Source organism: Paenibacillus luteus (assembly GCF_006542765.1).
Classification (GTDB): domain Bacteria; phylum Bacillota; class Bacilli; order Paenibacillales; family Paenibacillaceae; genus Pristimantibacillus; species Pristimantibacillus luteus.
The window spans coordinates 108,597-134,139 of the sequence record NZ_SKCD01000009.1; the positions used below are offsets into that span (position 1 = coordinate 108,597).

The 25,543-nt window shown below is 45.7% G+C and carries 21 protein-coding genes and 1 pseudogene; 1 reads left to right on the forward strand and 21 read right to left on the reverse strand.

Annotated features, from left to right (window positions below):
• Positions 1 to 10: 10 nt before the first annotated feature.
• From E0496_RS06880 to E0496_RS06910, 8 genes and pseudogenes are all read right to left on the reverse strand, one after another.
• Positions 11 to 1,291, reverse strand: coding sequence for a hypothetical protein (locus E0496_RS06880; protein ID WP_141500892.1), 1,281 nt, complete (start codon positions 1,289 to 1,291; stop codon positions 11 to 13).
• 276 nt (positions 1,292 to 1,567) lie between these two features.
• A complete protein-coding gene (locus tag E0496_RS36110) occupies positions 1,568 to 1,744 on the reverse strand; it encodes a hypothetical protein (RefSeq protein ID WP_206669726.1) in 177 nt (58 codons plus the stop codon).
• 11 nt (positions 1,745 to 1,755) lie between these two features.
• Positions 1,756 to 2,223 carry a DUF5677 domain-containing protein gene (locus E0496_RS06885; RefSeq protein WP_338325825.1) on the reverse strand — a complete coding sequence of 156 codons (468 nt, stop codon included), beginning with the start codon at positions 2,221 to 2,223 and terminating at the stop codon, positions 1,756 to 1,758.
• 1,827 nt (positions 2,224 to 4,050) lie between these two features.
• Positions 4,051 to 5,262: pseudogene (locus E0496_RS06890) on the reverse strand (IS256 family transposase).
• Between the two features lie 155 nt (positions 5,263 to 5,417).
• Entirely contained in the window at positions 5,418 to 6,797 is a 1,380-nt protein-coding gene (locus E0496_RS06895) for a hypothetical protein (RefSeq protein WP_141500894.1), read from the reverse strand.
• A gap of 170 nt (positions 6,798 to 6,967) precedes the next feature.
• A complete protein-coding gene (rlmH, locus tag E0496_RS06900) occupies positions 6,968 to 7,447 on the reverse strand; it encodes a 23S rRNA (pseudouridine(1915)-N(3))-methyltransferase RlmH (RefSeq protein WP_053373454.1) in 480 nt (159 codons plus the stop codon).
• Between the two features lie 102 nt (positions 7,448 to 7,549).
• Positions 7,550 to 7,717: a CxxH/CxxC protein gene (locus E0496_RS06905; RefSeq protein ID WP_063845975.1), complete on the reverse strand. Its 168-nt coding sequence runs from the start codon at positions 7,715 to 7,717 to the stop codon at positions 7,550 to 7,552.
• Positions 7,718 to 8,138: 421 nt separating this feature from the next.
• Complete coding sequence (locus E0496_RS06910; RefSeq protein ID WP_141500895.1) at positions 8,139 to 9,506, reverse strand: S1C family serine protease; 1,368 nt, start codon at positions 9,504 to 9,506, stop codon at positions 8,139 to 8,141.
• A gap of 165 nt (positions 9,507 to 9,671) precedes the next feature.
• Here E0496_RS06910 and E0496_RS06915 point away from each other — a divergent pair, with 165 nt between their 5' ends.
• A complete protein-coding gene (locus E0496_RS06915; protein WP_139990879.1) occupies positions 9,672 to 9,893 on the forward strand; it encodes a hypothetical protein in 222 nt (73 codons plus the stop codon).
• Here E0496_RS06915 and E0496_RS06920 read toward each other — a convergent pair.
• The 13 genes from E0496_RS06920 to E0496_RS06980 all read right to left on the reverse strand — a co-directional run bounded on the left by E0496_RS06920 (position 9,862) and on the right by E0496_RS06980 (position 25,520).
• Positions 9,862 to 10,668, reverse strand: coding sequence for an MBL fold metallo-hydrolase (locus tag E0496_RS06920; RefSeq protein WP_141500896.1), 807 nt, complete (start codon positions 10,666 to 10,668; stop codon positions 9,862 to 9,864). The genes E0496_RS06915 and E0496_RS06920 overlap by 32 nt on opposite strands.
• Before the next feature lie 33 nt (positions 10,669 to 10,701).
• Entirely contained in the window at positions 10,702 to 11,457 is a 756-nt protein-coding gene (gene yycI / locus E0496_RS06925) for a two-component system regulatory protein YycI (protein ID WP_141500897.1), read from the reverse strand.
• A gap of 30 nt (positions 11,458 to 11,487) precedes the next feature.
• Positions 11,488 to 12,951, reverse strand: a complete 1,464-nt coding sequence (locus tag E0496_RS06930; RefSeq protein WP_141500898.1) for a YycH family regulatory protein — start codon at positions 12,949 to 12,951, stop codon at positions 11,488 to 11,490.
• Positions 12,948 to 14,798, reverse strand: coding sequence for a cell wall metabolism sensor histidine kinase WalK (walK, locus tag E0496_RS06935; protein WP_141500899.1), 1,851 nt, complete (start codon positions 14,796 to 14,798; stop codon positions 12,948 to 12,950). Before walK ends, E0496_RS06930 begins: the two co-directional genes overlap by 4 nt.
• Complete coding sequence (gene yycF, locus E0496_RS06940; RefSeq protein WP_141500900.1) at positions 14,795 to 15,550, reverse strand: response regulator YycF; 756 nt, start codon at positions 15,548 to 15,550, stop codon at positions 14,795 to 14,797. Before yycF ends, walK begins: the two co-directional genes overlap by 4 nt.
• A gap of 411 nt (positions 15,551 to 15,961) precedes the next feature.
• On the reverse strand, positions 15,962 to 17,527 hold the full coding sequence (locus E0496_RS06945) for a M23 family metallopeptidase (protein ID WP_141500901.1): 1,566 nt from the start codon (positions 17,525 to 17,527) through the stop codon (positions 15,962 to 15,964).
• A 140-nt stretch (positions 17,528 to 17,667) separates the two neighbouring features.
• Entirely contained in the window at positions 17,668 to 18,348 is a 681-nt protein-coding gene (locus tag E0496_RS06950; protein WP_141500902.1) for a hypothetical protein, read from the reverse strand.
• Between the two features lie 246 nt (positions 18,349 to 18,594).
• Entirely contained in the window at positions 18,595 to 19,881 is a 1,287-nt protein-coding gene (locus E0496_RS06955) for an adenylosuccinate synthase (protein ID WP_141500903.1), read from the reverse strand.
• Positions 19,882 to 20,070: 189 nt separating this feature from the next.
• Positions 20,071 to 21,432: a replicative DNA helicase gene (gene dnaB, locus E0496_RS06960; RefSeq protein ID WP_139990870.1), complete on the reverse strand. Its 1,362-nt coding sequence runs from the start codon at positions 21,430 to 21,432 to the stop codon at positions 20,071 to 20,073.
• A gap of 91 nt (positions 21,433 to 21,523) precedes the next feature.
• Complete coding sequence (gene rplI / locus E0496_RS06965; protein WP_141500904.1) at positions 21,524 to 21,967, reverse strand: 50S ribosomal protein L9; 444 nt, start codon at positions 21,965 to 21,967, stop codon at positions 21,524 to 21,526.
• The gene (locus tag E0496_RS06970) at positions 21,964 to 23,925 is read right to left on the reverse strand and encodes a DHH family phosphoesterase (RefSeq protein ID WP_139990868.1); all 1,962 of its coding nucleotides are present in this window, start codon (positions 23,923 to 23,925) and stop codon (positions 21,964 to 21,966) included. The genes rplI and E0496_RS06970 overlap by 4 nt, the downstream gene beginning before the upstream one ends.
• 18 nt (positions 23,926 to 23,943) lie before the next feature.
• Positions 23,944 to 24,849 (reverse strand): DUF2232 domain-containing protein, encoded by a 906-nt coding sequence (locus tag E0496_RS06975; RefSeq protein WP_421923372.1) that lies wholly within the window; start codon positions 24,847 to 24,849, stop codon positions 23,944 to 23,946.
• A 242-nt stretch (positions 24,850 to 25,091) separates the two neighbouring features.
• Positions 25,092 to 25,520, reverse strand: a complete 429-nt coding sequence (locus E0496_RS06980; RefSeq protein ID WP_141500906.1) for a CBS domain-containing protein — start codon at positions 25,518 to 25,520, stop codon at positions 25,092 to 25,094.
• Positions 25,521 to 25,543 lie beyond the last annotated feature (23 nt).

The window sequence follows — 25,543 nt, forward strand, 5'->3', positions numbered from 1 at the left end:
ACTATAAAATTTAAACATACCACGTGTAACTAATCCATTTCGATCTGGTCGCATTAGGACTAACAAGATTGCCCTGGTCATCTTCACAAATCATTACAAAGTCATGAGACTTCTCTAACCGACGTCCAAACTCTTCAACTTGTAATTTTACAGAGACTTTCGTATTAGAAAGACCCACATCAATAACTGAAACAAACTCGTATGAAATTAATAACTGGCTCTTAAAGTGCTCTCGTACCTTTAATGGTGCAGTTTTTGTATCAAATACCTTGTGTGGTAGTATCATGGTCATTCTTCCGTAATTTTTTTGCATCCAGTACCCTAAAAATTCATTCAACGCGTATTCAGGAGTACCTTGGATAAATAAATCGTGATTTATAGAGATGGATTCACGTGGCTTCCAACTTTCAATCTCTTGCTTGAAGTTTTCTATTTCTTGTACCTTTTCAAGTATATCTAAGAATGACTCCTCTGGCTTATCCTCCGGGGCTGTAGTTTCTCCTCGTTCCACCTTTGCAGCCCACTCACCAACGGCAAAAAGAAGTGCCCATGTTTTCGCAGCTACAATTTCATTATCATAGCTGAGGTCTGTCCCATGTAAGATACCATTTCGGTATGGGAGACTAATTGGCTCGGTTGTCGTCTTCCGACGACCCTTACGTATAATTCTTACTAGCTTACCTAATCCTTGACTGTGAGCAGCAATGGAATCCCAAGCCTCTAATTGAGTCGACCCTGCCGAAATTCCTTTATGATCTTCATGTAGTTCATTTACAAGACCATCCGTTAAAGCCAGTACAACCGGAACACATGCGTGATACCGTTTCTCTTCATAATCGATCAATGCTTTTAACGCCAATTCCTTTCTTGGTCGAAAAGCTTTAATTGAGTTCAGTCGTTTTATCTGAAATCTTATCGTCTCTACATTATAATATTGTATGATCTGATCTAGCGCTTCCTTAAAATTACCCGCCTCGGCTTTTAGTACTACTTCCTTCGCAACTTCAAAATTCATCATGCCGTACATTATCCAGCCATGATCGGCAAAAAAGTTATTAAACCTGTCGGGTATACTAACAAACTCACTTGTTTGTCTAGCCATTCCATCTATGCCTTGTAAGGCGTCTTCCATCTTATCAACTTCAGCCCCAAATTCCTTAAGAAATGGACTTAAAACCGGCATAGCCTGCTTCAAATTCACCAAACTTGTTGCATTCGAGGATAGCTCTTTCATACTTGCAATCTCACGAAGACGCTTTTTGCCCTGCTTTTTTGGTCTTCTCTTCGCCATAGGCCCCACTCCCTGCTTATAATCTCTTACTTAAATCCACCACCATTTTTCGCTGTAACTTATGGTACTGTCCCCTCGACTAATCTAATTGCCTGATATACCCGCTTTAGCAATTAACACGCGCATAAGCTGGTGCGGGTAGGTCATACGGCCGAAGAATTTGTTGTTGGTGGGGACGGTTGCGCGGCGGTTAGTCGGTACAGGGATATCAGATAATTCCGCTTCAATTAAAATTTGCGGATCAAGGGCCGAATGACCCGATGTGTAAATATAGTATTAGGCGAAATTAATCTTCCCTTCAACATCCCACTCTTCTATTAACAACCCCATGGCAACTTTCCAAACCTCATCTATTTCAGTAGTTGCCACGTTATTTACTCGACATATTTTATTTAGAACCGAATATGTAAATTGGATAACACGCGCAAAAATAAGAGAGGCATTAAAATCCATTGCCCCAAGATTCAGAGTGATGTTTCCAAACTCTCATGTTCAAATACACCTTTTAATGAATATATATCACTATGCACATAGCTAGAATTCCAAGAATAAATAAACTCGTACCACTCTTCTGCTTCCTTTCCTACTTCTTTAGCCATCTCTCGGAGATTCTTATTGCTCCACCGATTTTTGGATTTGAATTTATCTTTCACTCGTTCATAGTTCTGAATTATTTCCTCTTTATCATAGTCGATTTCGTAAAATGGTCGATACTTTTCGACCTTCGCCATTGTGTTATGTTGATCTACATAACAATAATCATTGTATTGCTGTATTCTTTCTTCAGGATTCAAAAGAATATACAGTAGTGTTATTGCCTGCTCTAGCAATATTCTTAAATGTGCTTGTGAATCTTCTTCGTACCCATTTATCACAAGAACTTTAAAAGCCCCATTTATTTTACGTATCGGGCCAAGAACAAAGTAATAAATTCACCTGTCATTTTATCTGGCACAATGCTAACAAGCAACATATCTTCAATAAATTCGAAAAAATGATCATAAGCAGCAATTGATTTCTGGTGAGACCTTTTCATTCTCCTTACAATTGAACCATTCATTATTTTCACCTATAGATTTAATTAATTCGAATCAGCGCTCATGTGCGTACGACGTCCCAAGCTCGAGCTAATATGTAACCGGCTCCCCCCTTTCAACCATGTTATATATCCAATTATCATCTATTAAGTCAGCTAGGAGCAGGGTGAATATATGGCGAGATGAACTTTTCCACACTTTAATTTTTCGCCGTCACTTATGGTACAGTTCTCCTCGTAGAGAGCTTCGGCAACGAGAAATGACCGAGGTTACTAGACCCACGGCTATTACAAAATTATTATCTTTAAGCTTACTTCCTCCACGAAAGTACAAGTCTTCGTATTTCTATGTTCAAGTTTATCAGCCTTACATAATGTGTTACAATACTTACCTTTTTTTAAAATACCTATCCATTGATTCTATACTTCTTAAACCATATATAAAAATAACGAGACATAGAGACATTATTCCGAAAGCAGAATTGTAAATATCCGTTAATTCCTTAAAATAAGTAATTTCAAATGGATGAACAATAAAAGAAACAATGAAGCACACAAACGCAATCCAAAAGAACCTTTTATATGCATTTCTAGAGGTATCCCTACCTATAAATTGAATCCATTTAGGGGAAATATTGCTACCTTCCATTTGCATTCCTATAAGACATAGATCCGATGCTACAAAAAAGAAAGATGAAGCCGTTAGAAAGAACATTTGTATTGTTGAAAACTTATAAATTCCCGTAATACTTAATAACATTAGAATCAGTAGGCTGCAACAAAAAACTAGGCAGCAGTATAAAGGAAACCTAAGCCAGAAGATAAGATCGTTATCAGTACTTTCTGTTTCCAACGAATTCCCAGAAATTTCACTTTTTAAGTGTTGAATAGTTCTTCTTTGTTTTGCAAATAAAAATAGTAGGATTGTTACTATAACCAACAATATAATAATTACAGCTATTGTCATGTATTTAACCCCTAATAGTTTTTCATAAGTTGTTATGACGAGATATTACGACTTCGGATGCGTTCTAACAATCAGTATTAATTGGGTCATTCATAAACAACATTGAGAACCCTTTTAACATTTTCTGTGCTCACAACTCAGAGAGATTTAAAGAAGTGTAACGGCAGCTCGAAGACCTGGCAACGCAGGGTTATCTACCTAACTTTATTTCTCCAACTGCTTCGGGCAGACCGAGCCAGATCACCCACAGCGTGTCCATGCCATCCAAGTATTACTTCTATTGAATTATAAAGTTGTTTTTGTTAATTATACATAAATCTCTCACAACTAAGTAAGAAGTACAAACTTTTTCTATCACTTCTTCAAATTCATCAATTGTTGAAAAAAATCTTGATGGTCGCTCCATAATGAAAAACAAAAGGAAATAACTAAAATTTTTCGATTTGAAGAAATATCATGATTAAATGTTTGTTCGTTTCTGAACTAATTCCTCCAAGGATGGCCTTTTCGTACATTATATTATGTTTTAACGATGGTAACAGAAGAGAATTGCGAGAGGCAATAATTGAAGAGTGAACTGAATTCGAAAAGAAATTTTCAAGCTCTTATTTGTTCACTAAATATAATTGTTTAAAGTTATAATTTATGTAACATTCTTCATTTTTTTTATTTTAGCATTAAATTTTACCGTCTGCAATTTTTCTGGGTCTGTCAAACATTTTGTGTAAACTCTCTTAATGCTTCATCTCGAGGGGGCTATCGTAAATACTGGCCAATGCGATCCGGAAAGAACACGGAAAGTTGCAGCAGCATTTGACCCCAATTCTGAACACGCCCCGTCCATTTACGGGTGACATCTATAGTTGCTAGATAAAGCATTTTAGTAAGGATTCGTCCGTTGGAAAGATGCTTTTACCTTTCATTACCTTACGCAATTGACGGTGGTAACTCTCAATAATAGTAGTGGTATAGATGATTATACGGATCTCTGCGGGGGTATTTGAAGAAAGTTGCAAGCTCTTCCCAGTTATTACGCCAGGAACGGATAATAAACGGATATTTGCTCCCCCAGGTCTCCTCGAAGCGATCAAGCTCTACAAGAGTCATCTCCTCATTAACGACTTTGTAGATGGGTTTCAGATCAGCGGTTACCTTCTTCAAGTCCTTATAAGAAACGAAACGAGTGGAGATTAGGATCTGATGGACGATACACTTTTGTATTTCTGTTAGGGGATAACAGGCTGAAATCACTTCTGTGAAGCCTGTTAAGTTGTCTACACACGTAATGAGTATTCTTGTACACCGCGGTTTGTCAGATCATTCAGGACACTAAGCCAGAACTTTGAGGACTCGTTTTCTCCGATCCACATACCCAGTACATCTTTACAACCATCGAGATCGATTCCAATGACCATGTAAACTGCTTTGTTGACAATAGCACCATCCTGCTTCACCTTAAAGTGAATCGCATCAAGGAAAACAACGGTGTAAACGCCTTGTAACGGTCGATTTTTACTCATTAATGAGAGGAATAATCTTGTTCGCGACATCGGATATGAAGGTTGGAGAGACCTCAATGTCATATAGATTGTGGAGGTGATCTTTAATCTCCCGAGAACTTATCCCCTTGGCATAGAGTGTAATAATTTAATCTTTAATCCCGGTCACATTGGATTGATGCTTCTTCACGACGAGCGCCTCACCTTCACGTTCGCGAGGAACAGCGATTTCCTGCTCCCCATACTCACTAATGATATTTTTCTTGCTTTTGCCATTTCAGCAATTGGCCGTCTGCTTCTTCTATGTTTCATGTTTCTGGTAGCCGAGATGCTCATCCATCTCAGCCTCTAGTATCTCTTAGATCGTCTCCGCAAACAGATCTTTTAATGCATTATGAGTGTCCTGTGCGGATACGAGCTTGTTCTCCTTAATGAATGCTCGCAGCTGCAGTTTCGTCCATAAACCCATGTGTTCTCCCCAACCTTTCTTATATTTCCATTTTAATTGATTCGGAAGTTTACATAATTCATTTTACAGACTCCGGTACAGGATTATCCGATAATTCCTCTTTAAATATATCTTGCGGAAAGAGAGCTGAATGCCCCGATGCGTCGAATATGGTATTAGCTGATATTACTATTAACTTTGATTAGACTTTCGTAAAATTCTCTTTTAAAATTGCGTGCCAATGAAAAAATAAGTGGTGCTACTGGTTGTAGTCGCTTCCCGCTCCATTCAATATACTTATTTTTAGGTGAACTAACAAAATCTAAAATAATCCTATTTTCTGGTGTATCAATTAATGGCAAATTGTAAAAACTAATTTGGAAGTTAAATAATTCAATTAAACAGAATTGATTTTGGAATGACACATTAACTCCATCTATATTATTTTCAATGATTTCAACAATCCTTTTATTTATATATGTTTTAAAAAAATACATGTCCTTGAATAGCTGTTCCTCCTTATTAGATATTTCTGGATTCTTTCTATTTACACTTAGCCAAGAGTTTATTAGATTCATCCCAGCAAAAAAATAAAATGCAACATACTTGTTGGAAACAGGAATTTTCATTATTGCGAGTGCTTCCAATAATTCCGATTTTTTAATTTCATATTCAGTAAACTTTGGTTGTGAAATTTCATTTAAAATTAGTTCATTACTTTTGGATTCCGGCAAGCTCAGATGATTTTGTAGTAAGATTATTTGTCTCTCAAATTGTTCTCTGATTTTTTCAGATGATCTGTTATAGAATTCAAATAGTGATATTACTTCGACATTCTTATGTTTGCAGCGGTGATGGCGAGTGTATGTCGGGTTACAAAATATAATGGTTAGCTTTTCACATTGATCAGCCAACCTCAATCCAATTCTATGTGCTCTTTCCTCGTTGAAACTTGAAAATATCCAGTGTGATCTATCAATCGAAAACAATGGATATATGTATTTAGATTTAATAGTAAATATTTTGCTGTACCCCTCTGCTTCAGTATCTACGGCAAATCTTTTTAAATAAACAGCATTTGGAAACGTCATTTCCATCAAATATGAAATTAATGAATTAAAAAGTAAAAGTGAAACTGGGCGGGATTTATTTTCAGTAATTCTTTTAAAACTCCCTTTCATAAATTTAGCAACAAGGTCTTTTGAGGGGTCCTCTTTCTTTGTAAACACTGTAATGAACTCCCCCTCCTTATTATAAATAATTTGAAAAACCGTATCCCATTTCCTCTGCTCCCACTCAGACTGTCCACTCTTCATGTTTGACTTTAGCCTAAAAGTTGTTTTGTACCTACCGTTGCTTTGTAGTTCAATTGAAAGTACAGTTATTTCATACTCAATGTGGTTAAATGAAATAATCTGCCTTTCATTAAGAAAGACAGATTCAAAATCTATATTCCTGAGTACTACCCAGGGATAAACTTCTCGACACCATTTTGCAACATGAGTTTCCTTATGATTTCTGCACCATGTTTGAAAATCCAAGTTTTCAATTTTCATATTATCACCTTTACTGAAATTTCAGCTAACTTCATATTCATGAACTTCAGAAACAACCTGTTTTCCGAAGCTTATCAGCCATAATTCTAAGTGTATTATCGTTCATCACATCGGCTAAAAACAGGGCGAATATATGGCGACCCGAACTTTCCATCAAAATTTTTCCGCCGTTACTTATGATAAGGCTCCCCCCGATTTATCTTCACAGCCCGATAAATCTGCTCCACCAGCACCAGGCGCATCAGCTGGTGCGGCAAGGTCATGCGCCCAAAGCTCAGCTTCTGCTGGGCGCGCTTAAGCACCGCGGGAGCAAGACCATTGCTCCCGCCAATAACAAAAGCCACGTGGCTGCGCCCATACGTGGCTAATTTATCGAGCTGGCCCGCGAGATCCTCGCTGGACCAGAGCTCGCCTTCCAGCGCGAGCGCGACAACATGCGCCTCAGGCTTCAGCTGCGCTAGAAGCCTCTCGCCCTCTCGCTCGCGCACAATCGCTTCCTCCGCCGGACTCATCGTCTCCGGCGCCTTCTCATCGGGCACTTCCGTGAGCGTGAGCTTCACGTAAGGCCCGAGCCGCTTGGCATATTCCGCTATGCCAAGCACTAAGTACTTTTCCTTCAGCTTGCCAACGGCAGCTATTTGTATATGCAAAACGTACACGTCCTTTTATCGTCTCGGATCATACGATCCATACGCTGCCTTATCCTAATGTCCACCTACATCGATTGACATCCTGCTCTTACACTTTTCTCTCTAAACTACCAAAAAAGTAGCCGGTTCATCACAAAAGTCGCATTTGCGCGGCGGGTCCCAATCCGCAAATTGCGTTTCTTTCAGATCCACTACGTCTGGCGCATCCTCATATTCGTCTACAAATCGGTCCAAAGCTGTTTCCATATGCTCTTTACATACACAATACATAATCTGCACGTTCCTATTCCTAGTTGATGGTTGTCCATTTCTTTCTAATCTTGCTTTACTTTAATCATTTTCATTAGTTTACTAACTTTATGATTTAATCCTTTTTCATAACTTTATGAACTGCCCATTTCCCACTTTTCTACACTAACCATTCTTATCTTTCCATCTTTCACACATTTTCGAATTTCTAATATTCATGCCTCTTTTTCCCGCAAATACTCTTGTTATCTACACACAGCATATCAGAAAACGGCACTCCCTGTGAAGACGACAAATTCTGCACCTTCGCTTAGCTCCCCTACGCCTACCTCAATTATCGACACCCATTCCATCCATTCGCAAAAAAAAATCGGAGCCTGCAACGGTCTCCCGTCACAAGCTCCGACACAGTTCATTTTCTTTCATCCCAAACGCACAAAGCCTATTCCTCTTCATCTTCCTTTTGACCCAGCTTAAAGTGAGTCGTTTTCAGCTGTCCGTCGCGATAGTAGCTGATTTCAATATCATCGCCGATCTTCTTCTGCGTGTACAAATATTTGCGCAGCTCCATCGTGCTGCCAATTGATTTGTTATCAAGCTTGACGATCACATCGTTGAACAAAAGGCCTGCATCCTTCGCAGGACCCACTGCTTCCAGCACGATGACGCCTGAGTAGATATCATCCGGCAGCTTCAGGGGCGCGCCTCCGCTTTCCGGAACAGCTTGCTCACCCGTCTCTGCGTCATTCTCGGCTGCCTTGCCATCTTCGCCTTCCAGCGCTTTGCCGAAGGCATCCTCAAAGTCCTGCTGCTGCCAATACTGCTCCAGATCCATCGTGTATACGCCCAAATATGGACGCGGCACATGGCCCAGCTTGATCAGACTCTCGACGATTGGCATCGCTAAGTTTATCGGAATCGCAAAGCCGATGCCCTCCACGCCAAGATCAGCGATTTTCATACTGTTGATACCTACCACACGACCGTTCAAATCAATGAGCGGTCCGCCGCTGTTGCCTTGGTTAATGGAGGCATCGATCTGAATGACCTCTTGCTCCCAATCATAAACGCCATCCTGATTCAGCGATACGGGCACGATTTGTTTGGTTTTGCTCACGCTGCCCGTTGTAACCGACTCTCCCAGTCCCAGCGGGTTGCCGATCGCAATAATATATTCAGCAGGGCGAAGAGCCGAGGAATCGCCAATCTCAGCGACGACATCAATTCCCTTCGCATCGATCTCAAGCACGGCAAGATCCGTAATCTGATCCTTGCCGACAACACGCGCCTCGCGCGTTTCGCCATTCATAAGCACGACCTTAACCGCTGCCGCCTGATCGATGACATGGTAATTCGTAATAATAATGGCTTTGCCATCCTTCTTGCTAATAATGACGCCGGAGCCAACGCCCGCCTCGCGCAAGGTTCCCTTCACTTCTGAGTCCTTGGGCAGCGCTTGGCCATTTCCAATGCCGGGCGCGAACATTTGCTGATTAATCACGCTAACGACAGCTGGCCGAACCTTCGCAGATGCCTGAATGGGCCGCTCCAGCGGATCAACTGTAGAGATCGTCCCCGCTGTAGCCACGGAGCCTCCCCCGTTTCCAATCCCTGGACCGCCGCCAAAAAAAACACCGAACAGCAGCGTTGCGGCAACCGCGCTCGTAATGGAGGAGACGAACGCTATACGGACGTTAGACCACTTGCGGGTACCGCTTCTATATGGAAATCCCAAGTCTCTCTTACGGCTCTCACGAGCAGCACGCTTGGATACTTTAGTCGAATAAAAATCGTCGTCGAATAGGCTCATTACTATCGCTCCTCTCGATGTTTCAAGACATCAAGACTATTTTTTATGAATCTAGGAATGTTTTCGGAAGAAATGACTACAATAATAATAGATTCGGACGACGAACATACTTCATTTTGCATAAAAATCATCAACCGTTGTCCCAACAAAGGGAGAGATGCTGAGATGAAAGCCAAAACGCCTGCCGCTTGGGAGCATGTTCAGCTTGCTGCAAAGCTTGCGGATCTGAAGGATGACCACTATCGAACCGTTCTTACGTTAAGTGCCATGCTAGAGCTGTTCATAGAGAAAGGAATCCTGACGAGAGAAGAGTTAAGCGTGAAAGCCGATGCGCTGGACGCCCAGTTGGAATCGCTTATTTCCGCTTCACTTCATCCCATGGCGTAGGCCTGTCATGGTAAGTCGCGCGCAAGGGATGTTCATCCTTTTTATAAAAGATTCCGTTATCCTCTAATATTGTATTCACGGTTAGCATCGCTAAATCCATTAAGTTATGATCAAGGCTCAAATGAGCCAAATAGACACGTTTCGTTCGATCGGTCATCAGCTCCAGCAGTGCTTCGCCAGCTGCTACATTCGATAAGTGGCCGACATCGCTCAGAATGCGACGCTTCGTATTCCAAGGGTAACGGCCCATCCGCAGCATCTCGGTATCATGATTTGCTTCGAGCACCAATACGTCCGAGTCGATAATTTGGCGCTTCACCTTCTCGCTGACATAACCGAGGTCCGTCGCTAGGCTCAGCTTCTCGCCGTCCTCTACAAAGGAATACCCTACTGGCTCTGCCGCATCATGCGAGATCGGATACGATTGCACAAGCATCGAGCCGCATGCGACTTCTTCGCCTGACTCCATAAATACGCGCTTCTCCGGAGCAATCGTGCCGACATGCCTCTCCATCGCTGCCCATGTTGCCTCATTGGCATAGATCGGCAAATCGTATTTGCGGGCAAAAGCGCCCAAACCCTTAATATGATCGGAATGCTCATGCGTCACGAACAAGGCGTCTAACTGATGGCCAGTCACTCCCCGCTCCCGCATTAGCTCATCCAGCTTCTTCGCGCTCATCCCAGCATCGACAATGACCATTTTCTCGTTTCCTTGCACGATTGTCGCATTGCCGGTCGAGCCGCTCCCCAGTACTGTAAATCGCAGTCCCATAATCGCTCTTTCCTGTCCCTTCTCCTGCTCCCGTTAGTGAATCACGTTCGCTGCTGCTTCCCCTTGCTCTTCATCCGTTGCAACCTCACCGCTAATGGCATTGACATAAAATAATTGCCCGCTCTCCAGCATTACCCGCCAAGATGGTGCCGAAACCTGCTTCTCCGAGTCAAAGATCTGGCCTTTATAGCCCAGTTGAATATCGGAAATGATGGCCCCATCCGGCAAGTAGGTCTCAATTAAGCTCGCGACCACCTTCGCAGCCGGCAGCACCGGCTTCGCCTCGCCCGATCCAAGCAGCTCCACTCGGTCCTGCAGGTAGGAGGTTATTTTCTGATTGCTAATATACAGCGTCAGCTTCACATCGAACATCGGACGTCCTTCGACTACCCGGTATAGGATGAACTTATCCACACTGCTGTTCAGCAAATCGAATGCATATTGATCAAGCTCAGGAATTCGACTCCCGAGTGTCTTTACTAATTCCGATTTCTTATACATAATCGTGCTGTCCACCGGCTTGTCCAAAATAACAGGCTCCGCGTTCTTCCGGCTGTCCGAGTGAAGCAAATACGTTAAATCTCCGAGCTCCGGCGTTTCCAGCGGTAGATTGGCTTCTAAAGAAATACGCTTCTGCTGCATAAGCAGCACCTTATCCTGCGGCAGCTCTGCCGTATTTACGTTCATGTTCAGCTGCTCCCTGATATCGAGCCATAGCTGGTACCCCAGCAAAACATTGAGCAGCAAAAATGAAATAATAAGCACATTTTTCGCCCGTCCCCAATCCACTCGCCTTCACCTCCCGCCGTCCATCCTTGCTTATCGCATATGATTCCAATCACTGGCCTTCAGCGGATTCACCCCACCAGAGGACAGCGCCGCCGCACCAGCTCCAGCTGCTGCTGTCGCATCGGTTTCTTCCTTGCCATCTGCATCCGCGGTTTCTTGCCCATCCGCATCTACAGGCTCCTGCGGCGGTTCATATCCATTTGGATATGCGTCCACCAATACTTCTTCCGTGCCATCCGTCAGGCGAACAGCCCATACCGGCGTGAATCGAATGAGATTATCATCCATCGGTGATGCCTGCAGCGCAGGGAACAGCGCTTCTACTTCGCTACGTCTGGCGTAGTTAGTTAAGCTTTGCTGAAGCGCCTCTCCGCCTAACAGCCATCTGACCTTGCGAGACTCGGATTTCGGACCGAGCGTAATCAAGGACCTTGAATATTCCGTAACGACGCCTTGCTGAAGGGTAAGCCTCATATAACCATATCGGAATGGCGGCGTTTCAATAACTGGATACTGCTCCACGTATTGCTTGAAGCGAATCGATCTGCCCTCGCCTCCAGGCAGCGCATTAACGAAACGGTGAACGCCATCCCAGCCACCATGCTGATTAACAAAATCGACGGAGGCATACACGTTGTCACTGAGCACATTTTCCGTAATTTGAGGGGCGCTTGGATCGGTATAGCTGATCCATTTGCCGTTCTGCTCCACTTTCAATCCTCGCTTGCCATCGGTATAGATTTGTGAGCCGCTCCGGTCTTCAAGCGCCCTTGTCGTACTGGGATCGAAGAACAAGCTGCGCTGCATCAAATCCGGAGAATACGTCTCATACGGAAAAACCATTTCGGTCGACTGGATCGGCGCGGTTGGAAGATAAAGCCCGTCTGCCGTCATCGTATACAACGGTTGGAACTGGCCGAAGCCCACGTAATCCTGTACGTCGCGAACCGTCAGATCCGCTCGAACCGATTCATATACCATCTGGCCGTCTGAGCTGAAGAAGAAGGTTCTGATCTCCTCTGTGCCCGTCGTCTTGAATATCCATATGCGATCAATGGTTTCATTCAGAAACAGCAAGTCTCCTTCAAGCTTCAGCAGCTTTTGCAAGAGCTCTACAGGAATGCCATTGTCGAACCTCAGCTCGATTCCAATATCGTTCTTGCGGATTTCCTCCCAGTTCAGCACATCGGATGGGCTGCGCTGGAAACCCTTAAATTCTCTACCCTGAATACGCTGATTCAGAATCATTTCATAGAACTGCGTCCCCGGATAAATAACGGTATGCTTATTGCCCCCTAAATGGATAACAAGCTCCTCGGGAAAAATAACGCTCTCCACGCTTTTGGCCGTTCCTATCGGCTCCGTAATCACATAATCCTGATCGCTTCTGACGGTTACGCCAAGTCCAGGCATGCTATAGGCGAGCAAATAGCTTTGGAGAAGGCTAAGCACAACAAGACCGATAAGCGCCGTTGTTTTTATTTTTTCCTTCATGCCAGCTCGCCCCCTTCACTAAGCAGCGGGAGTGTGAAGGTCACTGTCGTTCCTTCGTTCAGTTCGGAATCAAGGGCAATTGTGCCGCCATGCGCCTTCACAATTTCCCGGGCAATCGAAAGTCCGAGGCCCGTACCGCCCATATTGCGCGAGCGCGCCTTGTCTACCCGATAGAAACGGTCAAAAATGCGGTTAAGATCCTTCTTCGGAATACCAATTCCCGTATCCTTTACGCTAATCGCAAGCAATGCCGAGTCGGCCGGCCTCTTCGCCGTCAATTGAATCGTTCCACCGTCCAGCGTGTATTTGATTGCGTTAGAAAATAAATTATCAAGCACCTGATCAATCTGATCACGGTCCAGCCAGGCCGTTTCCAGTCCCTCATCAACCCAAACCGCGGCCTTAATCGACTTTTGCCTAAGCTGAAAGGAGAACCGGTCTGCGACCTCGTCCAGCATATCGTGAATATTCGTTTGCCTTCTCCGCAGCGGCGCCTGATTGGAATCCAGCCGTGACAAATGAAGAAGATCCGTAACCAGCCTGATCATCCGCTCTGTCTCATTGCGTATAACGCCGACGAAACGTTCGGACAGCTCCCGTTCCTCAAGAGCCCCATCATTAAGTGCCTCCGCATAACTCTTGATCGTCGTCAGGGGCGTACGCAGCTCATGGGATACGTTCGCAACGAACTGACGGCGTGACTGCTCCAGCTTTTCCTGCTCCGTTACATCCTGCAGCACTGCAATCGTGCCTGTAATGCCTTTGTCACGTCGGTGAATGGGCGTAAATGTGGCACGCAGCACGCCTTCGCTGCCATCATCAGGCTCATGCTCGTCGAAGTTCCGTTCAATAAGCAGCGTTTGTCCTCGCCCTTGCTGAAGCTCCTCCAGCCCCTGCTCCGATAGCTCGAACAGCTCTGACAGCATAAACCCATCGCAGGTACGTTTGTCGAGCAGCTCAAGCGCTCTACGGTTCCACACGATCACTCTGCCATTCTCGTCTGCTGCGACTACGCCATCACTCATATTGGAGAGAATCGAAGTCAGCTTCTCATTTTCCTCTTCATTGACCGACAGCGCCTCTTTGAGCCGAATCGTCATATCGTTGAAGGCGGTGCTCAAGCTGCCAATCTCGTCATCGCCAAGCACGGGTACCTGCAGATCAAATTTCCCTTGCGCAACCGCCTCCGCCTGCCTCGTAAGCCCCTGAATGGGACTCGTAATCGTATGGGCAAGCAGCACGCCAAGAACGCCCGTCAAGCCAAGCGCAATTAATGTGCCCGAGAAAAAAATTTGGTTGACCCGGTTCACCGTTTCATACAGCTCATTCATTGAGGCGACCACATAAACAACGCCAACGACCTTGTTATCATTAATCGTTACCGGCTGTGCGATCATTTTCTTGCGCGTATTGTCTTCATCTATAATTTCTTGTTCATTGTCAGTAATATTTTGAAGGGCTCGGCTAACCGCAAGCGACTTGTTTTTCTTCCCAATGTTCGACTGATTGCCTTGCACCGAGGTCGCTACCATCTTGCCGCTTGAATCGAGCACCTGCACCTCAGCACCACTGATACTGAATAGGTTGCGAACAACCAAGCTAAGATCCTCTGTTGTGCTTTCCGAGGAATCACCTTCCGTATCCGGCTTGGCGGCAAGGCTTGGGGCGGCGAACTTAGAGAGGATGTCCGCCTGCTCCTTCAAGTTTTTCGTGAAGCTGTCAATCAACGAATGCTTGACCGTGCTTATGAAATACACGCCAATGAGCTGCATAGCTACCAGAATCAGAAGCAGATAGATAATAACCAGCTTGACCTGGATCGTGCGGAAGAAGCTTTTGCCCTTCATCCTGCTCCGAAGCCTCCGGTTTTGGAGTTGCGCATCATATAGCCAAGGCCCCGCCTTGTCATAATATATTCCGGACGACTAGGGTCATCTTCGATTTTCTCGCGCAACCTGCGGATCGTTACGTCAACAGTCCGTACATCGCCAAAATATTCAAAGCCCCATACAGCCTGCAGCAAATGCTCGCGTGTCATGACCTTTCCGCTGTTGCGGGCCATATAATGAACAAGCTCATATTCGCGATGGGTCAGGTCAAGCGGCTCGCCATCCTTGTACACCACGTACATATCGGTATCTATAAACAGGTTGAACAGCTTAAATCCCTGCTGCTCTTGCTCGGCTGGGCCCTCTGCGGCGCCCCCCGCGTTATCTCCGCTAGTCGCCGCCGGTTTCTGCTGTCTGCGTAAATGAGCTTTCACCCGTGCAAGCAGCTCCCGCGTACTGAACGGTTTTGTCACATAGTCATCTGCGCCAAGCTCCAGCCCAAGCACCTTATCGATTTCGGTATCTTTAGCCGTAAGCATAATAATCGGCATTTGCAGCTTAGCCCTCACTTCGCGGCATACATCCATGCCATCCTTAACCGGCAGCATCAAATCCAGCAAAATAAGGTCCGGCTGTTCCTCGAACGCAAGCCGTACCGCTTCGCCGCCATCAAACGCGCAAATTACCTGATGTCCTTCTTTTTCCAAATTAAACTTTATAATATCTGCAATCGGCTGTTCGTCATCGACCACTAATATTTTTCCGTGCATCGCTACACCCGCCCGTCGCTTGTCCTTTAGTATTAAATTCTATTTTAACACACGTTATCCTTTAGTTCACAATGAAACTTCCCTCATGTTAGCAAGGTTTTTCCTTTATTGGCGGGCTTAGAGGAATTGATCAGCCAATCGGTCATTTTCATCTTCTGGAAACCGTCCAAAAGAAAAAAAGACCGACCGCATAATCGCGTCGATCTTCAGCCTATTCCCTTTTTCTACTTCATCTAGCTGGCATGGTCACAATACCATATATACTCGGGGTTTAACTATGAAACTTTATTCCTAGGGTAGCGACGTTCGACACCCCCAGGGCTTGTCTTACCCCTGCCCAAATAACTAAAAAAAGCTAATTACTTTTGCAGGATGCAAAAGTGATTAGCTTTGGGTTAAATTGGTTATAAGTTATAAGTACTTCAGCGGATTTTGTAATACGCCGTCTTTATGCACTTCAAAATGCAAATGAACGCCTGTCGAATTTCCTGTGCTTCCCATAATACCAATGTTTTCGCCTTTTTCGACAATGGCGCCAACTTTTGTTTTATAGGAGCTCAAATGACCATATACGGTGGTATAACCGTTTTTATGGTTAATAATAATCGTTTTTCCAAGGCCCGGCTTCGTGCCGACAAACTCAACTACGCCGGTATCGGACGCCATAATGCTCTTATTGCCTGTGAAGTCGACACCGTTATGCATGCGTCCCCAACGCTGGCCAAACTTACTTGTTAATCGTGAACCGGAAACCGGCATCGCGAAGCGGCCAGAGCCTTCGCCCAGGACAACTTTTGTGCCTCGTTCTACGATTTTCGGAGTTGCTTCCTTAATCACTTCTTTCGTAAGCAGCTCTTCGGTTACGACATAACCGTTCTGCTTCACGATCCGATACGTCATTCGTTTGGAACCTGGCGTACCTTCGGAAATGGTCTTGGATTCACCAACACGCATATCCTCATTTTTCTTAATTTCAACTGGCGGTTCGATCGTTTCGATCTCCACCAGATTTTCGGTCGTCTTTACGGTCAACTCCGGCTGAAGCACCGTTAAATCCAGTACATCGCCAATCGTAATTTTGTCATCCTTGATCCATGCGTTGTTCTTGTAAATAACCTCAGGCGAGATATCAAACTTCTGTGCAATACAGCCTACACAGTCGCCAGCTTGTACTGTATATTTGGTCGGTTGGATGCTGCCTTGCACAAGCAGCTTGTAAATAGCTTCGGCTTCCATGATCTGCTGCGGATCCGTATCGATATTCTCCATCATGACAGCTTCAATAAACTCAACCTCTGTTACCTCGCGCCCTGGTTCTTTGGATGCAGGCTTTTGGTCGGCTTCGGCTTCATTTGCATTGAACGAGAGTGACTTTACTTCTTTTGCATTTTTCATCTTAGCGGCCAGTTCAGGCGCAAATTTACTTTGAACACGCAGCAAAACATCATCTGCCGTCTGCTGGTCTTTTACAACTCCGATTACTTTGCCATCAATCTTCACTTCCACGCCAACGGCATGAGAGGTGAACATTCCCTCCAGCTTGTCCAACGTTTCGTTGGTAGCAGGCACTGCTTTGAACGCGCTCTCTGGCTCATATGCAATCGTTCCTGTATCCAGTACCATATTCAGGTTTGGATTAGCTTGCTGCAGTTCTTCGGTTTCTAGCAGAACGAGCTGCTCGACTTCGTTTGGATCGTGTACGGTACCAACGGCTGTTCCATTTATATATACGTTGTAAAATTCGACTGTGTTTGCTTGGACATATTGGATTCCGCTAAATCCTGCTACTGTGAGGAGTACGAGCGCCCCGCCCGCTAGTTGAACCGGCTTCTTGCGCCAAAATGGCTTGCTTTCTGTTTCACTTGCGGATTGTTGCTGTGTCTTGCCCTTCAAGTGTTGCGATCGGTCTTGCTGAAAATATTGAATCGTTTGATCCCATACTTTCCGAATCCGACCTTTGTCCCTGAAAACGGTCATGATTGGCTCCTTTTCGCGCTTATGCAACTTTTATTCCGGTTTCCGACATAAAAAAAGACGAATTATCCTGTCGGATCACTCGCCTAATACTTTAACATACGCCCAACAATTGGAGCAACCTTTACACTAGCTTCAATATATTAATATTTTTTCAGAATATCCATCATTTGCCCGTATTCGGTCTTGTCGAGATGCTGTGCCATTATTTGTTGAATGTCTGTCAGCTCTTGCTCCGTAAGACCATTTTCGATATATTGCGAGATGGTTTGCATCGATTCTTGCGGCAATTTGCTTATTAATAAACCGAATAAAACTTCTTTGTCTTGATCACTCATTTGATCTTTGACCTCAGTCAAATCATCCGTTGTCATCGCTGTTTCCGTATCGACTATACCTGCTACGCCTTCCTGTACCCCGCCGGTCTCCGGTGCTGTGCTGCCGCCCGCCTGCGTGCCTCCACCGATTCCAATATCGGTGAGCGGAGGGTCCGTCGCTTGGCCAAAAGCATCCACCGCGGCCGGAGATTCGTCCTCAGGAACGGTTTCATGCTCATTTTGCGGTAATTCTGCTTCCTCTGGCGTCGTCTCTTCCTTCTCTTTCTCTACCAAATCAGTCGTTACGAGCGGATCTGCCCCCCATAGCTTCCCCCATACGCCGGACATCGCCATAGGAGGCACCTCCAGCGGCAAATTAAACTGCTTTAATAGTGTTTCCACATAGCTTGTGACGATATAGCCCGTCGTCCATATCGACAAAAAGCTTAATATTAACCCCGCAGCCACCAGTTTGGCGAGCCATCCTACGCTCTTTAACATATTCATGCTAATCCCTCCGTTCAACAGCGACCATTAACCTATCGATCACTTTGTCTTCCATAATCTGCTATCTATCATTATGGTCAACATTTTGGACAAGCATTCTCTTATCATGGATTATATTTCTGAGTTCCACATAAATTTAGATCCTATGGCGGACGCTATCTTATCATGTTTCCTCCCTGTGCTGAACACATTCTTGTCCAATAAATAAAAAAAAGGATGGCCTCTTGGGCCACCCTTGTCATGATCCTATTCGTAAATCGGACGTACCGGATTTGTTTGCTCACGATTGCGCCCAACCGAGAATATAGCGATTGGAATACCCGTAAGCTCAGATACGCGGTTCAAATAGTTGCGTGTATTTACAGGAAGATCCTCAAGCGTCTTCGCATTGGAGATATCCTCTGTCCAGCCTGGGTGCTCCTCGTAAACTGCTTCGCACTCCGATACCATTTTCAAGCTTGCCGGATAAGTCTCGATAACCTCACCGCGCAGTTTGTAGCCTGTGCAGATCTTCACCGTTTCAAGTCCTGTAAGCACGTCAAGCGAGTTAAGGGAAAGACCCGTAATACCGCTCACGCGGCGAGCATGACGAACCACTACCGTATCAAACCAACCAACGCGGCGTGGACGGCCAGTTACTGTGCCGTATTCATGCCCTTTGTCGCGGATCAACTGACCAATTTCATTATCCTGTTCGGTTGGGAACGGGCCATCGCCTACACGTGTAGTGTATGCTTTAGCAACGCCAATAACCTGTTGAATTTTTGAAGGGCCAACGCCAGATCCGATACATACCCCGCCAGCTGATGGATTGGAAGATGTAACATACGGATAAGTTCCTTGGTCGATATCGAGCATAACGCCTTGCGCACCTTCAAACAATACCTTTTGGCCCGCATCGATAGCGTCATTAAGTACAACAGACGTATCCGTAACGTAAGGACGCAAAATTTCCGCAAAGCCTAAGTAATCGCGTACAATCGCATCTGCATCCAGATGCTCTCCGCCGTACACTTGCTCTATCAGCTGATTTTTCTCCACAACGATTGCGCGAACGCGTGCTTCGAATTCCTCAGCATCCATCAGGTCAGCGATACGAATACCGTTGCGTGCCGCTTTGTCCATATAGCAAGGGCCGATGCCTTTGCGTGTAGTGCCGATTTTGTTATCGCCTTTACGGTCTTCTTCTAGACCATCAAGTATCAAATGATAAGGCATAATGACATGTGCGCGATCACTGATTTTCAGGTTTTCTGTAGAGAAGCCATTTTCATGAATATAGTTAATTTCGTCGATCAGCGCTTCCGGATTAATAACCATTCCGTTGCCGATTACGCAAGTTTTGTTATGATTGAAAATACCCGATGGAATCATCGTCAATTTGTATTTTTTGTTATCAATAAGGATCGTGTGTCCGGCATTGTTTCCCCCTTGGTATCGAGCGACGACGTCGGCTCCCTCTGCCAAGTAATCAGTGATTTTGCCTTTACCTTCGTCTCCCCACTGTGTACCAACAACAACTACCGTAGACATAATCATACCCCCGTCCGGTGTTTATGAACACCGAAAATTACCGTCATTACGCTGCAGCACAAAATTTCCTTCGTTTAAAGGGTTTGTGATACCAGTCAAAAGACAGCATTAATAGTGTAGCAGTCCAACTGCTAGAAGTCAAACAAAAAACGAACAATTGCATAGTTGCACATGCAATTGTTCGGGAATTCATGATGCTTGCATCGGATCCTGATGCGCGCGATCAATACTTACGAATTTATTGTACTTTTTGAGGAAGACCAGCTCTACTGTACCAACGGGTCCATTCCGCTGTTTGGCAATGATAATCTCGATAATATCCTTCTTCTCCGACTCTTTATCATAATAATCATCCCGGTACAGGAAGGATACGATATCGGCATCTTGCTCAATCGATCCTGACTCCCGGAGATCGGACATCATCGGACGTTTATCCTGCCGCTGCTCAACGCCCCGGCTGAGCTGCGAGAGTGCGATAACGGGAACCTCAAGCTCACGAGCAATTTGCTTCAAGGTACGTGAAATCTCGGATACCTCTTGCTGCCTGTTCTCGCCTGCTTTACCGCGGCCAGAGATGAGCTGCAAATAATCGATCATAATCATGCCAAGGCCTTTTTCCTTCTTCAGACGGCGGCATTTCGCACGAATCTCGGCTACCGTAATCCCCGGCGTATCATCGATAAAGATTTGCGCTTCGGACAAGGAACCGATGGCCATCGTCAGCTTTTCCCAATCATCGCCTTCCAGGTGGCCTGTACGCATGCGCTGTGCATCAACGTTAGCTTCAGCACAGATCATACGTTGAACCAGTTGAGCGGCTGACATCTCCAGACTGAAGATGGCCACGGTCTCGCGGGCGCGGACGCCGACATTTTGCGCCACGTTAAGCGCGAATGCCGTTTTACCTACAGAAGGGCGGGCAGCAACGATAATTAAATCGCTTCGCTGGAAGCCCGCAGTCATCCGGTCAAGGTCGGTAAAGCCCGACGGAATGCCCGTCGTGCCTCCCTTATCCTGATAAAGCTGCTCAACCTTCTCGAAGACCTCCATCAGTACGTCACGGATGGAGATAAAGCCGCTGCCGGAGCGGCGATTGGATATCTCGAGAATTTTCTTCTCTGCATCGCCGAGCAGCACGCCAACATCCTCGGAGTTGGCATAACCGTCGGAGACGATATTCGTTGCGGTTCGGATCAAGCGCCTTAGCATCGACTTCTCTTCGACGATTTGCGCATAATAATCGACGTTCGCCGCAGTCGGCACGGAATTGGCCAGCTTCGCCAAATAGCTGACGCCGCCAATCTCCTCAAGAAGATGCTGATCCTGCAAATGCGCGGTCAAGGTTACGAGGTCAACCGGTTGGTTGTTCTCAGCGATCTCGACCATCGCTTCATAAATTTGTCTATGGGGACCGCTATAGAAGTCTTCGCTGCGCACCCGCTCCATCGCTGTAATAAGCGCTTCCGCTTGCAGCAATATTGCCCCGATGACAGCTTGTTCAGCTTCTAAGTTCTGCGGTGGAACACGGTCAAACATCAGCTCTGTACTCATTGGTCCCTCCTAAAGGTTTTCTACATAATATATAGCTTAAGTATAAGCTTAGTTGTGTAGAAAGCCCGCTTCGTGAGCATACGCCCCGCTTCTATTCCTCTGACGCTTGAACGCTTAGCTTTGCTTTTACTTCCGGATGAAGCTTAACCAATACTTGTGTAACGCCGAGCGAACGAATCGGATCTTCCAGCTCGATTTTGCGTTTGTCGACCTTAATGCCGAGCGCCGCCAGTGCCTCTCCGATTTGCTTGCTTGTAATCGCGCCGAACAATCTGCCGCCCTCGCCTGCTTTGGTTTTGATGACAACTGTCATCTCTTCCAGCTTCTTGCCTAGCGCCTGCGCGTCTTCTTTTTCTTTGTCCTTACGCTTCTGCTCCGAAGCATTCTGAACCTCAAGCGTCTTCAGGTTGCCGTCCGATGCCAGCTTCGCCAGTCCTTGCGGCAATAGGAAGTTGCGTACATACCCCTCGGAAAGTTCTTTCACTTGCCCTTTTTTCCCTTGTCCCTTAACATCCTGCAAAAAGATTACTTTCATTCAAATAACCCCTCTTCCTTTTCAATTTCGTCCAAAACCTGCTTCAGACGTCTAGCTACATCCACAACGGAACCCTCAAGCTGCGCTGCAGCATTGGTTAAGTGGCCTCCGCCGCCCATTCGCTCCATAACGACTTGGACGTTCATGTGGCCAAGCGAGCGTGCGCTGATGCCAATGAGCCCATCCTGCCGTTCCCCGATAACGAAGGAAGCCAGGATGTCTGTCATATTGAGCAGCGTATCCGCCGATTGAGCGATGAGCAGCTGCGAATATTTGCGGCCGCTCTCGGTTACCGCAATCGCTATATGTTCATATAATACCTCAGCATGCTTAATAATTTCAGCCTTTCGTACATATTCCTCTAGATCTTCTTTCAACATCCGCTGAATCATCATCGAATCCGCCCCGTTGCGGCGAAGGAATGATGCAGCTTCAAAGGTGCGCGCACCCGTACGAAGAGAGAAGCTCTTCGTATCGACCGTGATACCAGCTAGCAAAGCCGTAGATTCCCGTACATCGAGCACGACACGGTCATGGATATACTGAAGCAGCTCTGTTACGAGCTCACAGGTCGATGAAGCGTATGGCTCCATATACACCAATATGGCATTCGCGATAAATTCCTCACTGCGGCGATGATGATCGACCACAACAATCCGATCCGTCTGTGTAAGCAGTTTTGGCTCCTTCACCATAGATACCTTATGCGTATCAACAACTACGGCAAGCGTCTGAGGCGTAATGAGCGCTGAAGCCTGTTCAGGCGATACGAATCGTTTGGAGAGCTTCTCGTCTTCCTTAATCAGCTCCATCATTTTCTGGATGGCCGGATTCACGCCCTCAAGCACAATATAAGCTTCTTTGCCAAACAGCTGTGCCGCCTTCATTACGCCAATAGCTGCGCCAATCGCATCCATATCGGGCATCTTGTGGCCCATAATGACGACGTTGTGGCTCTCTTTGATTAGATCCCGTAGCGCATGGGCAACGACACGCGCACGCACGCGCGTCCGTTTCTCTACCGCATTGGACTTGCCTCCATAGAAGGACTGGCGACTGCCAACCTTAACGGCTGCCTGGTCACCGCCACGTCCAAGAGCAATATCCAGACTGGTATGCGCCCATTGGCCGAGCTCAATAATATGTTCAGCACCCGCAGCGAAGCCGATGCTGAGCGTGACCGGAATTTTATGATCGCCGGTAATATCCCGAACCTCATCGAGCACAAGGAATCTGGACTGCTCCAACTGCTTAAGTGTCTTCTGGTCTGTAACAAGCAAGAAACGGTCTGACGTGAGCCTCTTCAAATAAAGCTGATACTTTTGTGCCCATTCCGTAATTTCAGTCGTAACCTTCGCCAGCATTGAGCTGCGCTGATGGTCATCGAGTCCTTGTGTCACTTCTTCAAGATTATCGATCATGACGACGCCAAGAACAAGCTTCTCATCGTCATATTTCCGGGCCAGTTGCCAGCGCTCGGTAATATTTTGAACATATAAAATTCGTTCCTTAGGCTTAAAGATAAGCTGATACACATGAGAACCAACGGTGGCTTCAATCGTACCTTCCCGCTCCTTGACCTGCTGCAGCGAAGGAAATAGCTCCGCAAGCGGAACGCCAATAACGTTTTCTTTCTCCATTAAACCCGCAATATAGGGATTGTGCCATTCTACGGTACGTTCTTCATTATATAAAATAATTCCGAAAGGCAGCTCGCTGATTACATCATTGCCTGCCTTCTTGACGCGGTAAGACAGCGTACCTAAATAAGATTTCAAATCCTTGCGAAACGCCCGTTCCGCCATTACGGTATAAAACAATACCCCGCCGGTCAGCAGCAAGCCGATAAGACCAAGCAGCCACTGAAACCAGGCGAGTGCTACTGACATCAGCACCATTAATACGAACGCCCATATCTGATGCATTCCGTGCCAACGTGTAACCAAAAACTTCGGCATTTCCGATCCGCTCCTGTGCTATGGTTTCGTAAACGACTTTCGGATTGGAAAAGCGGTATCCAGCACGCCGATTAAGCTGAGCGGCGGGAAAATAAGGACCGGAATGGCAATAAGCACCGGCACCGCTTTGTTCCATCCCCGCTGATGGGCAAGGAAGAAGAAAAATCCGATGGCCTGAAACGCAAAAACATAACTAAGCAAAGGAATCAGGTTAAGCAGCGCAACTGCGAAAAAAGAATCGCTAGTTGTAGACGAGAACATCTCCATCACATAAGCAATGAGATAAATAACCACAAGCAAGCGCGGCAAACGCCAATCTCTAGCTCGTGCAAATCTTGGTGTCTCCGGTCCGCCGCTCCACTTTACCAATCGGCGTGCCAGAAACTGTGTAATCACCGTGTACCCGAAAGCCATCATAATGAAAGCCACAGGAATGGAATTAATCATGGTGTGGATAATCACTTCCGTAAAGTCTGAATTCCAATCTGCAGGAACCAAGCCTCTTGTCATCAAGTCGTCAAACATGGTCCGCACGAACGAGCCCATTTCTTTGAGCAAGGAAATATCCAGGAACATTTCAAATATAAGCAGTTCCAGCATTAATTGTGCAAGAAATACAACTCCGACTGTCCGTATGACCCTTGAGGCAGAAGCTTGCTTCATATACAAGTGGCCCATCACAATGGACGGGATCAGAAAAAACAACCCGATAATAAGCGTTGCCGGTCCACCGATAACAAACGCCAGCACCCAGACTGGAATCATATGCAGTGCAAATGATTTTGGCGGCAGAGTTGTATACAGCACTACGAGCGGTACCATCATCAGCAGCAAGCTAATGAGATTAAAGAGAGGTAGGACAAGGGACAATAATAAAAGGAGTGCCGCTAAGCTCCACAGCACTGGTTTCAAGCCGGTTTTCAAACCGTTCACCTCTTGCTTATATAATCTGGTTTCTTACGAAACTTTTACAACTCATTATAGCATAAAAGCTTAAATTATCACTCACAATCAATGGATACCGCTCCACCCTCGCATATTCATTTCGTTGCTGCTCCCAAATAAAAAAGACGGAACAGCAGCTGCATTCCGTCTTCTTTGTTCATTATGATGTCCTGTAATGGCTGAGAATAGTACCCTTGGGTAAGCTTCTCCCCGGCTTTAAGCTATTGATCCTGCAGCACATTATGTTGCTCCATAATAATTTTTTGACAATAATCGATAATCTCGCTTCTTCGTACAATACCGATAAAACGGTTCATATCGTCCACAACCGGCACAAAATTCTGAAGCTTAGCTAAGGAAATCAGATCATCCATATTAGCATCAATTCGTACCGTCTTATTATTCATGCGCAGCGGCACGTCCCGAAGCCTCACTTTGTTGGTCTGCTCCAGCGTCAGGTTACCGTGGTCCTTAACATACCACAGCAAATCGCCTTCAGTGACTGTTCCTGCATACCCGCCATCTTCATTAATAATAGGTACGGCCGTATACCGATGATACTCCATACGCTCCAGCGTCTGCCGCAGCGTTGTATCTTGTGTTAAGCACACGACCTCTTGCTTCGGCAATAAAAAGAAAGCTATATTCATGTTCGCCAACAACTCCGTTCCGT